Origin of the sequence: Pseudomonas sp. AKS31 (assembly GCF_023634765.1) — a bacterium.
Lineage (GTDB): Bacteria > Pseudomonadota > Gammaproteobacteria > Pseudomonadales > Pseudomonadaceae > Aquipseudomonas.
The window spans coordinates 1303586-1318494 of the sequence record NZ_JAMLFX010000001.1 but is presented as its reverse complement, the minus strand read 5'-3'; the positions used below and the strand labels follow the sequence as shown (position 1 = coordinate 1318494).

General features: G+C 58.0%; 11 protein-coding genes. 1 reads left to right on the top strand and 10 read right to left on the bottom strand.

Annotation, left to right across the window (positions count from 1 at the left end):
- Positions 1-78 precede the first annotated feature (78 nt).
- The 10 genes from brnQ to sdhC form a co-directional block, all read right to left on the bottom strand.
- Positions 79-1392, bottom strand: coding sequence for a branched-chain amino acid transport system II carrier protein (brnQ, locus tag M9827_RS05760; protein ID WP_250604111.1), 1314 nt, complete (start codon positions 1390-1392; stop codon positions 79-81).
- Positions 1393-1754: 362 nt separating this feature from the next.
- Positions 1755-2636, bottom strand: coding sequence for a succinate--CoA ligase subunit alpha (gene sucD / locus M9827_RS05755; protein ID WP_007919877.1), 882 nt, complete (start codon positions 2634-2636; stop codon positions 1755-1757).
- On the bottom strand, positions 2636-3802 hold the full coding sequence (gene sucC, locus M9827_RS05750) for an ADP-forming succinate--CoA ligase subunit beta (protein ID WP_007919879.1): 1167 nt from the start codon (positions 3800-3802) through the stop codon (positions 2636-2638). Before sucC ends, sucD begins: the two co-directional genes overlap by 1 nt.
- A 199-nt stretch (positions 3803-4001) precedes the next feature.
- Positions 4002-5438, bottom strand: a complete 1437-nt coding sequence (gene lpdA / locus M9827_RS05745; RefSeq protein ID WP_123465866.1) for a dihydrolipoyl dehydrogenase — start codon at positions 5436-5438, stop codon at positions 4002-4004.
- 97 nt (positions 5439-5535) lie between these two features.
- Entirely contained in the window at positions 5536-6759 is a 1224-nt protein-coding gene (gene odhB, locus M9827_RS05740) for a 2-oxoglutarate dehydrogenase complex dihydrolipoyllysine-residue succinyltransferase (protein ID WP_103307282.1), read from the bottom strand.
- Positions 6760-6801: 42 nt separating this feature from the next.
- Positions 6802-9633 (bottom strand): 2-oxoglutarate dehydrogenase E1 component, encoded by a 2832-nt coding sequence (locus tag M9827_RS05735; protein ID WP_250604109.1) that lies wholly within the window; start codon positions 9631-9633, stop codon positions 6802-6804.
- 251 nt (positions 9634-9884) lie between these two features.
- The gene (locus M9827_RS05730) at positions 9885-10589 is read right to left on the bottom strand and encodes a succinate dehydrogenase iron-sulfur subunit (protein WP_095050238.1); all 705 of its coding nucleotides are present in this window, start codon (positions 10587-10589) and stop codon (positions 9885-9887) included.
- Between the two features lie 11 nt (positions 10590-10600).
- A complete protein-coding gene (gene sdhA / locus M9827_RS05725; RefSeq protein ID WP_250604107.1) occupies positions 10601-12373 on the bottom strand; it encodes a succinate dehydrogenase flavoprotein subunit in 1773 nt (590 codons plus the stop codon).
- A 3-nt stretch (positions 12374-12376) separates the two neighbouring features.
- Positions 12377-12745, bottom strand: coding sequence for a succinate dehydrogenase, hydrophobic membrane anchor protein (gene sdhD / locus M9827_RS05720; protein ID WP_003222999.1), 369 nt, complete (start codon positions 12743-12745; stop codon positions 12377-12379).
- Entirely contained in the window at positions 12739-13113 is a 375-nt protein-coding gene (gene sdhC / locus M9827_RS05715) for a succinate dehydrogenase, cytochrome b556 subunit (RefSeq protein WP_016773673.1), read from the bottom strand. Before sdhC ends, sdhD begins: the two co-directional genes overlap by 7 nt.
- A 363-nt stretch (positions 13114-13476) precedes the next feature.
- Here sdhC and gltA point away from each other — a divergent pair, with 363 nt between their 5' ends.
- Entirely contained in the window at positions 13477-14766 is a 1290-nt protein-coding gene (gltA, locus tag M9827_RS05710) for a citrate synthase (protein ID WP_003222994.1), read from the top strand.
- Positions 14767-14909 lie beyond the last annotated feature (143 nt).

Below are 14909 nucleotides of genomic sequence, written 5' to 3'. Positions count from 1 at the left end.
AAAAAATGCCCCGTATCGATTGATACGGGGCATTTCTGTTTAAGCGTTGAAGACCCGCTTGTGGCGGGTCAGACAACATCAGGCAACCGCTTCGCTGCGCTTGCCCAGCAGGCGATCGCAAACCACCGCGACCACCAGGGTCATCACACACGGCACCAGCCATGCCAGGCCCTGCTCGCTCAGCGGCAGGTGGGACAACTGCGACGGCATCCAGTCGGCCAGACCCGCACCTTTCAGCGCGTCGATGGTGCCGAACACGAACGACACCAGCATCACCGGACCGAGAATGCGGCCGTGCTCATGCCAGAAGTCTTTGCAGAAGCTCAGTGCGACCAGCACGATGCACGGCGGATAGATCGCAGTGAGCACCGGAATCGAAAACGCGATCAGCTTGGTCAGGCCCAGGTTGGACACCAGCAGCGAGAACGCCGCCAGAATGATCACCAGGGTCTTGTAGGACAGTGGCAGCACACGGCTGAAGTATTCAGCGCAAGCACACGTCAGACCAACCGCTGTCACCAGACAGGCGAGCGAGATCAGCACCGCGAGGAAACCGCTGCCCAGCGAACCGAAGGTGTGTTGCACATAGGCGTGCAATACCGCTGCGCCGTTGGTCGCGCCTACGGCCACTTCATGGCTGCCGGAACCGAGGCGGAACAGGCTGACATACACCAGCGCCAGACCGACACCGGCGATCAGGCCGGCGATAATCGCGTAACGGGTGATCAGCGCCGGCGACTCGACGCCACGGGAGCGGATCGCGTTAACGATGACGATGCCGAACACCAGTGCACCGAGGGTATCCATGGTCAGGTAACCATTGATGAAACCCTGGGAGAACGGTGCCGCTACGTACTCAGGAGTGCCATGGCCGATGTCACCCGCCGGCAAGGCAAATGCCGCGATACCGAGCACCGCCAGCGCGATGATCTTCAATGGTGCAAGGAAGCGGCCAACGGTGTCCAGCAAACGCCCAGGGTAGAGCGAGATGAAGAACACCAGCAGGAAGTACACCGAGCTGTAGAGGAACAGCGCCAGCGGGCTTTCGCCGGTCAACGGCGCCAGACCCACTTCGAAGGATACGGTCGCGGTACGCGGGGTGGCGAACAACGGGCCGACCGCCAGGTAGCACGCTGCAGCCAGAATGCCGCCAGCGATCTTGCCGATCGGGCTGCTCAGCGCATCCATCGCCCCACCAACCTTGGCCAGTGCGACGACGGTGATCACCGGCAGACCGACCGCGGTGATCAGGAAGCCCAGTGCAGCCATCCAGACGTGAGGTCCGGCCTGCAAGCCAACGATCGGCGGGAAGATGATGTTGCCAGCCCCAACGAACAGGGCAAATGTCATAAAGCCAAGTGCCAGGATGTCCTGACCTTTCAAAACTTTCATTAAGGTAATACCACACTACTGAATCGGAATTTAGAGGGGGATTGCCCTGTGTAATTAGGGAAATGCTGTCGATCCGTATGGGACTGACCCTTAAAGCGCGTTGCATGCCTTGTGGGCGGCAGACGCAAAAATGGCTGCTAGCCTAACGAATTTGGCCTGCGAACGCACTGTTAGAGGGCGAACTATCCGATACGCGACGTTTCCGTGTCGCGTTTATGTATGAAAAGCAGCTGCAAGCTACAAGTTTCAAACTGCAAGAAAAAAGCTTGTCGCCTGAAACTTGTAGCTTGTAGCTGCTCTTGAACGACAAAGGCCACCCGAAGGTGGCCTTTGTTTGGTGAAGCGTCAGCTAAGCGCGAGGCTTACTTGACAGCCCAACCGGTCAGCTCGGCCAGGGCCTTGCCGATGTCTGCCAGCGAACGCACGGTTTTCACGCCTGCGTCTTGCAGCGCAGCGAATTTCTCGTCTGCAGTGCCTTTGCCGCCAGAGATGATTGCGCCAGCATGGCCCATGCGCTTGCCCGGAGGAGCAGTCACACCAGCGATGTAGGAAACAACCGGCTTGGTCACGTGTGCCTTGATGTAGGCAGCCGCTTCTTCTTCAGCCGAACCGCCGATCTCACCGATCATTACGATCGCTTCGGTCTTCGGGTCTTCCTGGAACAGCTTCAGGATGTCGATGAAGTTCGAACCCGGGATCGGGTCACCACCGATGCCGACGCAAGTCGACTGACCGAAACCAGCGTCAGTAGTCTGCTTCACAGCTTCGTAGGTCAGGGTGCCGGAACGCGAAACGATACCAACCTTGCCTGGCAAGTGAATGTGACCTGGCATGATGCCGATCTTGCATTCGCCTGGGGTGATCACGCCAGGGCAGTTAGGGCCGATCAGGACTACGCCCAGCTCGTCGCACTTAACTTTGGCGTCCAGCATGTCCAGGGTAGGAATGCCTTCGGTGATGCAGACGATCAGCTTGATGCCGCCGAATGCCGCTTCCAGGATCGAATCTTTGCAGAAAGGAGCCGGAACGTAGATCACGCTGGCGGTAGCGCCAGTGGCCGCTACTGCGTCTTTAACGGTGTTGAACACTGGCAGACCCAGGTGCTCGGTGCCGCCTTTGCCCGGAGTTACGCCGCCAACCATCTTGGTGCCGTATTCGATGGCTTGCTGGGTGTGGAAACTACCTTGCGAACCGGTAATACCCTGGCAGATAACTTTGGTGTCTTTATTGATCAGGACGCTCATTATTTGCCCTCCGCAGCTTTGACAACTTGTTGAGCAGCGTCGGTCAGGCTGGTAGCAGCGATGATGTTCAAACCGCTTTCTGCCAGTACTTTAGCGCCCAGCTCAGCGTTGTTGCCTTCAAGGCGAACAACAACCGGGATTTTCACGCCGACTTCTTTCACAGCGCCGATGATGCCTTCGGCAATCATGTCGCAGCGAACGATGCCGCCGAAGATGTTGACCAGTACTGCAGCGACGTTGGTGTCGGACAGAATGATCTTGAACGCTTCAGTTACGCGTTCTTTGGTAGCGCCACCACCTACGTCGAGGAAGTTGGCTGGCTTGCCGCCATGCAGGTTGACGATGTCCATGGTACCCATGGCCAGGCCAGCACCGTTGACCATGCAGCCGATGTTGCCTTCCAGTGCTACGTAGTTCAGTTCGAACTTGGCAGCGTGCGCTTCGCGCGGATCGTCTTGCGACGGATCGTGGAAAGTCTTCAGCTTAGGCTGACGGTACATTGCGTTGGCGTCGATGTTGATCTTGGCGTCCAGGCAGTGCAGATCGCCGTCAGCCTTGATCACCAGCGGGTTCACTTCCAGCAGAGCCAGGTCGTGATCCTTGAACAGTTTGGCCAGACCTACGAAGATCTTGGCGAACTGAGCAACCTGCTTGCCTTCCAGACCCAGCTGGAATGCCAGCTCGCGACCCTGGAATGGCTGAGCGCCAACCAGTGGATCGATAGTGGCTTTCAGAATTTTTTCTGGAGTGTCGTGAGCGATTTTCTCGATGTCCACGCCACCTTCGGTGGAAGCCATGAACACGATGCGACGGCTCGAACGGTCAACGACAGCGCCCAGGTACAGCTCTTTAGCGATATCAGTGCACGATTCAACCAGGATCTTGGTGACTGGCTGGCCATTGGCGTCAGTCTGGTAAGTCACCAGACGCTTGCCCAGCCACTGCTGTGCGAAGGCTTTGGCGTCTTCTTTGCTGCGAACCAGCTTGACGCCGCCCGCTTTACCGCGACCACCGGCGTGGACCTGGGCTTTGACAACCCACTCGCTGCCGCCGATTTTGTCGCAAGCTTCTGCTGCTGCTTCCGGGGTGTCTACTGCGTAACCAGTGGAAACTGGCAGGCCGTATTCAGCGAACAGCTGCTTACCCTGATACTCGTGAAGATTCATGCTTTTTACCGTCTTCGTTAGGTACTGCGCATTCGGCGCTGCGCTCGTTTGAGTGCCGCGCCACCTGTGACTGCTGCTTGCGTAGCCTTTCCGGATACCCGGTGCAGCTACGCAAGACTGCGTCCAGCGGACATTCCGCGGTGAGACTTGCTCGCAAGGCTCACGACGGGCCGTTACCGCCGTGGTTTCTTATTGTCTATTAACGCTTCTTGCGGTTGGCAATGTGGATGGCGCCGCCATTCACAGCCAGAGCAGCTTCGTGCAAGGCTTCAGACAGGGTCGGATGGGAGAAAACCATCATGCCCAGGTCTTCAGCGCTGGTGCCGAATTCCATACCGATCGCGCCCTGCTGAACGAGTTCTGCAGCGCTCGGGCCAATCACGTGCACGCCCAATACGCGGTCGGTCTTGGCATCAGCGATGACCTTGACGAAACCACCGGTATCGTTGGCGGCCATGGCACGGCCGGAAGCGGCGAACGGGAAGGTGCCGACGTTAACTTCAACGCCTTCAGCTTTCAAGGCCTGCTCGGTTTTGCCAACCCACGCGATTTCCGGGTGAGTATAAATAACCGAAGGGATCAGGTCATAGTTCATCTGGGCTTTGTGGCCCTTGATGCGCTCGACAACCATGATGCCTTCTTCCGAAGCTTTGTGAGCCAGCATCATGCCGCGAACCACGTCACCGATGGCGAAAACGCCCGGTACGGTGGTCGCGCAGTGATCGTCAACGTGCACGAAACCGCGCTCGTCGAGGGTCACGCCGCTGTCGGCAGCCAGCAGATCAGTGGTCACCGGACGGCGACCAACGGCCACGATCAGCTTGTCGAACGTGATGGTCTGTTCGCCGTTGGCATCGGTGTAGTTCACAACGACTTCGTCGCCGTTCACTTTCGAGCCGGTGACGCGAGCGCCCAGCTTGATGTCCAGACCCTGTTTGGTCAGGGTTTTCAGCGCTTCCTTGGAAACAGCGGTGTCCGCTGCCATCAGGAAAGTGTCCAGCGCTTCGAGGACAGTCACTTCTGCACCCAGACGCGACCATACCGAACCCAGTTCCAGACCGATCACGCCAGCGCCGATCACGCCCAGACGTTTTGGTACGGACTGGAATTCCAGTGCGCCAGTCGAATCAACGATGACTTTCTGATCAACCGGAGCCGGTGGAATGTCGATCGGACGCGAACCTGGAGCGAGGATGACGTTTTCAGCTTCGATGACTTCAACCGAGCCGTCTGGCTTGGTGACTTCGACTTTCTTGCCAGCCAGCAGTTTGCCGTGGCCCTGGATCGAAGTAACGCCGTTGGCCTTGAACAGGGTGGCAACGCCGCCGGTCAGGTTCTTGACGATGCCAGCCTTGCGGCCAACCATCGCAGCGACGTCCATTTTGACTTCGCCAGTCGAGATACCGTGAACGTTGAAGCTTTCTTTCGCTTCCTTGTATTTCCAGGAGCTGTCGAGCAGCGCCTTGGAAGGAATGCAGCCGACGTTCAGGCAGGTGCCGCCCAGGGCTTGCTTGCCTTCAGCGTCGGTGTACTTCTCGATGCAGGCAGTGGTCAGACCCAGCTGCGCGGCCTTGATGGCAGCTACGTAACCGCCAGGGCCGGCACCGATCACTACTACGTCAAATTTCTGCGACATTCAAAAAATCCTCTTTAGCGAAAAGCTTCAAGCCGCGCGCTCCAAGCCAAGCTGCCTTTTCCTGCAGCTTGAAACTTGAAGCCCGCAGCTGCTTCTATCAGATATCCAGCAACAGACGAGCCGGATCTTCCAGCAGGTTCTTGATGGTCACCAGGAAGGTTACAGCTTCTTTGCCATCGATCAGACGGTGATCGTAGGACAGCGCCAAGTACATCATCGGACGAATAACGACCTGACCGTTGATGGCCATAGGACGCTGGATGATGTTGTGCATGCCCAGAATCGCTGCCTGCGGCGGGTTGACGATCGGGGTCGACATCATCGAACCGAAGGTACCACCGTTGGTGATGGTGAAGGTACCACCGGTCATCTCGTCCATCGACAATTTGCCGTCACGGGCTTTCTTGCCGAAAGTGGCGATGCCGCCTTCGATTTCAGCCAGGCTCATCAGTTCGGCGTTACGCAGAACCGGAACCACCAGACCGCGGTCGCTGGAAACAGCAACACCGATGTCGGCGTAGCCGTGGTAAACGATGTCGCCACCGTCGATCGACGCGTTGACAGCCGGGAAGCGTTTCAGCGCTTCGGTAGCCGCTTTGACGAAGAACGACATGAAGCCCAGGCGTACGCCGTTGTGGGACTTCTCGAACAGGTCCTTGTACTTCGAACGCAGGGCCATGACTTCGGTCATGTCGACTTCGTTGAACGTGGTCAGCATCGCCATGTTCGACTGTGCTTCAACCAGACGCTTGGCCACGGTGGCACGAACGCGGGTCATCGGCACGCGCTTCTCGATGCGGTCGCCAGCGGCGAACACTGGAGCGGCAGCCGAAGGAGCAGCAGCCTTGGCAGGTGCAGCAGCCGGAGCAGCTTTCTTGGCAGCAACAGCAGCCACCACGTCTTCCTTGGTCACACGACCGCCCTTGCCGGTGCCGGCAACGGAAGCGATGTTGATGCCGTTTTCTTCAGCCAGCTTGCGCGCAGCCGGTGCAGCAACAGGATCGTCTTCGCCTTCGGCAGCAGCCGGAGCAGCGGCAGCAGCGGCCGGAGCAGCAGCGGCGGCTGGCGCAGCGGCAGCAGCGCCACCCGCTTCGATGGAGCCCAGCACTTCGTCGGACAGAACGGTGTCGCCTTCGTTCTTGACGATTGCGCCCAGCACGCCATCAGCGGTAGCCAGCACTTCCAGTACGACTTTGTCGGTTTCGATGTCGACGATCAGATCGTCGCGCTTGACAGCGTCGCCCGGTTTTTTGTGCCAGGTGGCAACGGTGCCATCGGCAACCGATTCCGGGAAAGTGGGGGCTTTGATCTCGATAGCCATTATCTGTGGTTCCTTAAATTCGGTTTCAGGTGCGCGAAGGCGTTAAACAGTAAACGCGTCTTGCAGGAGTTTTTCCTGCTGCTCGGCGTGCATCGATGCGTAACCACAAGCAGGTGCAGCAGAAGCCTCGCGGCCCGCGTACTCAAGTACGAGAGACTTGTCGAGGTTAGCGATGCTGCGACGCAAGTGGTGCTGGCTGCAGTACCAGGCGCCCTGGTTCATCGGCTCTTCCTGACACCAGACGGCATGCTTGACGTTGGTATAAGGCGCCAGGACTTCTTTCAAGTCGTCCTCAGGGAATGGGTACAACTGCTCGATACGCACGATGGCGATATCGTCACGGCCTTCGGCACGGCGTTTTTCCAGCAGGTCGTAGTAGACCTTGCCGCTACACAGAACAACGCGCTCGACCTTTTTCGGGTCCAGTGCATCGATTTCCGGGATCACGGTCTGGAACGAACCTTCGGCCAGATCTTCCAGGGTCGAGATAGCCAGTTTGTGGCGCAACAGCGACTTCGGCGTCAGCACTACCAGCGGCTTGCGCAGCGGGCGAATCACCTGACGGCGCAGCAAGTGGTAGATCTGGGCCGGGGTGGTCGGCATGCACACCTGAATGTTGTGCTCGGCGCACAGCTGCAGGTAACGCTCAAGACGTGCCGAGCTGTGCTCAGGGCCCTGACCTTCGTAGCCGTGTGGCAGCAGCATGGTCAGACCGCAGAGACGGCCCCACTTGTGCTCGCCGCTGGTGATGAACTGGTCGATAACAACCTGTGCACCGTTGGCGAAGTCGCCGAACTGGGCTTCCCAGATCACCAGCGCGTTTGGCGTGGTGGTCGAGTAACCGTATTCGAAGGCCAGTACTGCTTCTTCCGACAGGAACGAGTCGTACAGGTCAAAACGTGGCTGACCGTCGTACAGGTTCTGCAGCGGAATGTAGGTGCCCGCGTCTTTCTGGTTGTGCAGCACAGCGTGACGGTGCGAGAACGTACCGCGGCCGATGTCCTGACCGGTCATGCGGATCGGGTGACCTTCGAACGCCAGGGTCGCGTACGCCATGGTTTCGGCGTAACCCCAGTTGATCGGCAGGCCGCCGGCTTGCATCTTCTGACGGTCTTCGTAGATCTTCGCGACCTGACGCTGAACCACGAAGCCTTCCGGAATTTCCAGCAGCTTGGCGGACAGTTCTTGCAGGGTCTTCAGATCGAAACGAGTGTCGTGACGAGCAGTCCAGGCGTGGCCCAGATACGGACGCCAGTCCACGAACAGCTCTTTGTTCGGCTCTTTGACCAGCGATTTCACCACGTGCAGACCGTTGTCCAGCGCGTTGCGGTATTCGTCGACTTTCGCCTGAACACGCTCTGCGTCCAGTACACCGCCCTGGGTCAGACGATCAGCGTACAGCTCACGGGTGGTGCGCTGTTTGGTGATCTGCTGATACATCAGAGGCTGGGTACCGCTTGGCTCGTCGGCCTCGTTGTGGCCGCGACGACGGTAGCAGACCAGGTCGATCACCACGTCACGCTTGAACTGCATGCGGTAGTCGATGGCCAGCTGGGTCACGAACAACACGGCTTCCGGATCATCACCATTCACATGGAGGATCGGCGCCTGGATCATCTTCGCAACGTCGGTGGCGTACTCGGTGGAACGCGAGTCCAGCGGGTTGCTGATGGTGAAACCAACCTGGTTGTTGATGACGATGTGCACGGTGCCGCCGGTCTTGAAACCGCGGGTCTGCGACATCTGGAAGGTTTCCATGACCACGCCCTGACCTGCGAATGCAGCGTCACCGTGGATGGAGATCGGCAGAACCTTCTCACCGGTCGGGTCGTTACGACGATCCTGACGGGCGCGCACCGAACCTTCTACCACCGGGGAAACAATTTCCAGGTGGGACGGGTTGAATGCCATGGCCAGGTGAACTTCACCGCCGGTGGTCATTACGTTGGACGAGAAGCCCTGGTGGTATTTAACGTCACCGGAACCCAGCTCGACCTTCTTCTTGCCTTCGAACTCGTCGAACAGCTCGCGCGGGTTCTTGCCGAAGGTGTTGACCAGCACGTTCAGACGGCCACGGTGGGCCATGCCGATGACGACTTCCTTGGTGCCGTAGGAACCGGAACGCTGGATCAGTTCGTCGAGCATCGGAATCAGGCTTTCGCCGCCTTCCAGACCGAAACGCTTGGTGCCCGGGTATTTGGTGCCCAGGTATTTTTCCAGGCCTTCACCGGCAGTCACGCGCTCAAGCAGGTGACTCTTGATGTCGGCGGAGTACGTCGGACGACCACGCACGCTTTCCAGACGCTGCTGGAACCACTGGCGCTGCTCGGAATCGGTGATGTGCGTAAATTCAGCGCCGATGGTGCGGCAATATGTCTGCTGCAACGCTTCGTGAATTTCGCGTAGGCTCGCTTCCTCTTTGCCGATGAACAGGTCGCCGGCACGGAAGGTCGTATCAAGATCGGCATTGGTCAAGCCGTAATGATTGATCGACAGGTCTGCAGGTGCAGGACGCTGCCACAGTCCCAGCGGGTCAAGCTGGGCTGCCTGGTGGCCACGCATACGGTAGGCCTGGATCAATCGCAACACTTCAACTTGCTTCTTCTCGTGCTCACTGCTCACGCTGCCGGCGGAAACCGGTTGGGCGCGGCGCTGGTTCTTTGCCAGCAGCACGAAATGATCGCGAATCGTGGAGTGCGAAACATCAGTGGCAGAGTTGCCGTCGGCAGGCAACTTCTGAAAGTAGGTGCGCCACTCTTCTGGCACAGCGTTAGGGTCGTGCAGGTAGAGCTCATAAAGCTCTTCCACATAGGCAGCGTTTCCACCTGAAAGGTAGGCGCTGTTCCACATGCGCTGCATCACGCTTTCTTGCATGCTTGGTCACCCTCGGTTAGGGGAACACCATCGGTGTCGACACCGAGCAAACTTGCAGAAGTCCGAATGCAGCGACTAAAACAAGCCACTTAGGATCACACTGATAGTCCGGGTACCAGCCCGGATGCCCCTGCTTGTCTCATTTCTTCAAAATAAGAGCGGCAGCTTGTGGCTACTGCTCTGGTTATAGCCATGACGCGGGTTGAAGCCCGCGCCACAGCCTCTACGGTACAGCGGTTACAGCAGCTGAATCACACGCCACTCGAAAGCAGCATGTTACGGATGTGACCGATGGCCTTAGTCGGGTTCAGGCCTTTCGGACATACGTTGACGCAGTTCATGATGCCCCGGCAGCGGAAGACGCTGAACGGGTCATCGAGCGAAGCCAGACGCTCGTTGGTCTTGGTGTCACGACTGTCTGCCAGGAAGCGGTAGGCTTGCAGCAGTGCAGCTGGACCCAGGAACTTGTCCGGGTTCCACCAGAAGGACGGGCAAGAGGTCGAGCAGCAAGCGCACAGGATGCACTCGTACAGACCGTCGAGCTTTTCGCGCTCTTCTGGCGACTGCAGACGCTCGATGGCCGGAGCCGGCGTGTCGTTCTGCAGGTAAGGCTTCACCTTCTCGTATTGCTTGTAGAAGATGCTCATATCGACGACCAGGTCACGGATAACCGGCAAACCTGGCAACGGACGAACGATCAGCTTGTTACCTTTTACAACGGCGGACAGCGGCGTGATGCATGCCAGACCGTTCTTGCCGTTGATGTTCATGCCGTCGGAGCCGCAGACGCCTTCACGGCAAGAGCGACGATAGGAGAAACCCTCGTCCTGCTCTTTGATCAGCGCCAGCACGTCCAGCACCATCAGGTCTTTACCACCGGTATCGACCTGGAATTCCTGCATGAACGGCGCAGCGTCCTGATCAGGGTTGTAGCGATAAACACTGACATTCAACATGGCGGTCACCCTTAATAAGTCCGGACTTTAGGTTCGAAAGTCGGAACAGTCTTCGGCGAGAAGTTCACGGCACGCTTGGTGACGCGCTTGTCACCCGGGAAGTACAGGGTGTGGCACAGCCAGTTTTCGTCATCACGATCTTCAAAGTCTTCACGGGCGTGTGCGCCGCGGGACTCTTTACGTACTTCGGCCGCGATGGCGGTAGCTTCAGCCACTTCCAGCAGGTTTTGCAGTTCCAGCGCTTCGATACGTGCAGTGTTGAAGGCCTGCGACTTATCGTTGATCTTCACGTTGGCGATACGCTTGCGCAGATCGGCCAGCTGAGCGATACCCTTCTGCATGTATTCGCCAGTACGGAATACACCGAAGTAGTTCTGCATGCAGCTCTGCAGCTCGCGACGCAGGGTAGCGACGTCTTCGCCGTCGGTACGGTTGTTCAGTGCGTTCAGGCGCGACAGGGCAGCTTCGATATCGGCTTCGGTAGCGTCGTCGTATTCGATGCCGTCGGTCAGTGCTTTTTCCAGGTGCAGGCCGGCAGCGCGGCCGAATACCACCAGGTCGAGCAGCGAGTTGCCGCCCAGACGGTTGGCACCGTGCACCGATACGCAAGCCACTTCACCGACCGCGAACAGACCCGGGATGATCTTATCCACGCCATCGGCGTCCTGGGTGATCGCCTGGCCATGAATGTTGGTGGCAACGCCGCCCATCATATAGTGGCAAGTCGGAACAACCGGAACCGGCGCAACAACCGGGTCAACGTGAGCGAAAGTCTTCGACAGTTCGCAGATGCCTGGCAGACGACTGTGCAGCACTTCCTCGCCCAAGTGGTCGAGTTTGAGCATTACGTGGTCGCCATTCGGACCGCAACCGTTGCCGGCGATGATTTCCTTAACCATCGAACGAGCAACCACGTCACGACCGGCAAGGTCTTTGGCGTTCGGAGCATAACGCTCCATGAAACGCTCGCCGTGCTTGTTGATCAGGTAACCACCTTCACCACGGCAACCTTCTGTAACCAGTACACCGGCGCCGGCGATGCCGGTCGGGTGGAACTGCCACATTTCGATGTCCTGGACCGGTACGCCAGCACGCAGAGCCATACCAACGCCGTCACCGGTGTTGATCAGGGCGTTAGTGGTGGAAGCGTAGATACGACCTGCACCGCCGGTAGCCAATACGGTGGCTTTAGCGCGGATGTAGGAGGTTTCGCCGGTTTCAATGCAGATCGCGATCACACCGACAAAGTCGCCTTCCTGGTTTTTCACCAGATCGACAGCGTAGTACTCGTTCAGGAACGTGGTACCGGCTTTCAGGTTGCCCTGATAAAGGGTGTGCAGCAGTGCGTGACCGGTACGGTCGGAAGCCGCGCAAGTACGGGCAGCCTGGCCACCTTTACCGTAGTCCTTGGACTGACCACCGAACGGACGCTGGTAGATACGGCCTTGCTCGGTACGCGAGAACGGCAGACCCATGTGGTCCAGCTCGAACACGGCAGCCGGGCCTTCCTGACACATGTATTCGATAGCGTCCTGGTCACCGATGTAGTCGGAACCCTTGACGGTATCGTACATGTGCCAGCGCCAGTCATCGTTCGGGTCAGCGGACGCGATTGCGCACGTGATGCCGCCCTGAGCGGATACAGTGTGCGAACGGGTCGGGAAAACCTTGGTGATCACAGCAGTTTTGTGACCGCCCTGCGCCAGTTGCAGCGCAGCGCGCATGCCGGCACCGCCACCACCAATAATGATGGCGTCGAAAGAAATCGTTGGAATGTTAGCCATGACTCAGATACCCCAGAGAATCTGCACACCCCAGACGAAGTAAGCGAACATCGCAACGCCGCATACTGCCTGGAAAAGGAAACGTATCGCCGTTGCGGACTTGCCGAACGCCATGGGCGTCAGGTAGTCAGTCGCGATGGTCCACATGCCGACCCAGGCGTGAGCGCCGAGAGCAACAAGGGCCAGGAGGCTGAAAATACGCATTCCGTTGTGGGCGAACAGTTCATGCCACTGGGCATACTCGAGGCCGGGGTGGGCCACGACGTATCCGATCAGAAAGATGAAGTAAGCCGCGAGAACGACCGCAGACACACGTTGCGCCATCCAGTCATAGAGGCCCGAACGCGACAGGTTCGTGACGTTAGTTACCATATCCAAACTCCTGCCAGAACGATTACCACCACGGAAACGGCGATAACGATTTTCGAGCCCAGCTTGCCGCCTTCCAGCGTCTCACCGATGCCCATGTCCATGATCAAATGGCGCACACCGGCTACCAGGTGATACAGCAGAGCGGACAGGATGCCCCAAATCACTAGCTTGGCTAGCGGACTGGTCAGACACGCTTTCACCTGACCGAAGCCTTCCTCGGAGCTGAGCGACTTGTCCAATGCATAAAGCATGATGGCAAGGCACACGAAGAGGATGACACCGGAGATACGGTGAAGAATGGACGTGTAAGCAGTGACTGGGAGTTTGATGGTCCTTAGGTCTAGGTTTACAGGTCGTTGGCTTTTCACGGCTTTTTTTTCACACTGAAGAGCCCCTAACAATCAGGGCAAAGTTGTTGGGGAGTGCACTGGTCAGGTAACCACCACCCAGGGATGCGACCCCCAATGAAAGCAAGCCCAAAAGCCCTTGGCGGTCGGTGGCCGAGTATAGACAGTTAGGCTACTAATGACAACGCAATCACCTACCCCAAATAGCTGATTGCACAAGTCGTATAAAAGGCGTAAATGGCAGTCAATTTCGAGGAAAAAGTACGCTTAAAGCCTTCTGGAGCAAGACTTTAGGCAAATTGACATTCGAATTTATCTCACTATAGTGGTGCGGGCCCTGCGTGGGGGGTCTGTCTGATGGTTCAAGCATAAATAGGAGGCCACATGGCTGACAAAAAAGCGCAGTTGATCATCGAGGGCGCAGCCCCCGTCGAGCTGCCCATTTTAACCGGCACCGTTGGTCCCGATGTAATCGATGTTCGGGGCCTGACGGCCACGGGCCGCTTCACTTTCGACCCAGGCTTCATGTCGACCGCCTCGTGCGAGTCGAAGATCACCTATATCGACGGCGACAACGGCATTCTGTTGCACCGCGGCTACCCGATCGAACAACTGGCTGAAAAGTCGGACTACCTGGAAACCTGCTACCTGCTGCTCAACGGCGAATTGCCGACCGCAGAACAGAAGGCCCAGTTCGTCAGCACCGTGAAAAACCACACGATGGTTCACGAGCAGTTGAAAACCTTCTTCAACGGTTTCCGTCGCGACGCCCACCCGATGGCCGTCATGTGCGGTGTAGTCGGCGCCCTCTCGGCCTTCTACCACGACTCCCTGGACATCAATAACCCGCAGCATCGCGAAATTTCCGCGATCCGTCTGGTTGCCAAGATGCCGACCCTGGCAGCGATGGTTTACAAGTACTCCATGGGCCAGCCCATGATGTACCCGCGCAACGACCTGACGTACGCGGAAAACTTCCTGCACATGATGTTCAACACCCCGTGCGAGATCAAACCGATCAGCCCGGTGCTCGCCAAGGCCATGGACCGGATCTTCATCCTCCACGCCGACCACGAGCAGAACGCCTCGACTTCCACCGTGCGTCTGGCCGGCTCTTCGGGTGCCAACCCGTTCGCCTGTATCGCCGCCGGTATCGCCGCACTGTGGGGCCCTGCCCACGGCGGTGCGAACGAAGCCGTATTGACCATGCTTGACGAGATTGGCGATGTTTCGAACATCGACAAGTTCATCGCCAAAGCCAAGGACAAGAACGATCCGTTCAAACTGATGGGCTTCGGTCACCGCGTTTACAAGAACCGCGACCCTCGTGCGACTGTAATGAAGCAGACCTGCGACGAAGTGCTGAAGGAACTGGGCATCAACAACGATCCGCAACTCGAACTGGCCATGCGCCTGGAAGAGATCGCGCTGACCGACCCGTACTTCATCGAACGCTCGCTGTACCCGAACGTCGACTTCTACTCGGGGATCATCCTCAAGGCGATCGGCATTCCGACCAGCATGTTCACCGTGATTTTCGCGCTGGCACGTACTGTTGGCTGGATCTCCCACTGGAAAGAGATGCTCTCCAGCCCGTACAAGATTGGCCGTCCGCGCCAGTTGTACACCGGCTACGAGTCGCGTGACATTACCAAGCTGGAAGACCGCAAATAAGACGTGTCTTGCGATAATGTCTTGAAGTTGTACCGGGAACGGCCTCTATTTATATAGGGGCCGTTTTTGTTTGTGTGGCCTCAGCGTCCTGAGGGCCGACTGGTTTTTTGGGGCTTGGGGGCATATCCATTGCTGCGGGTGAC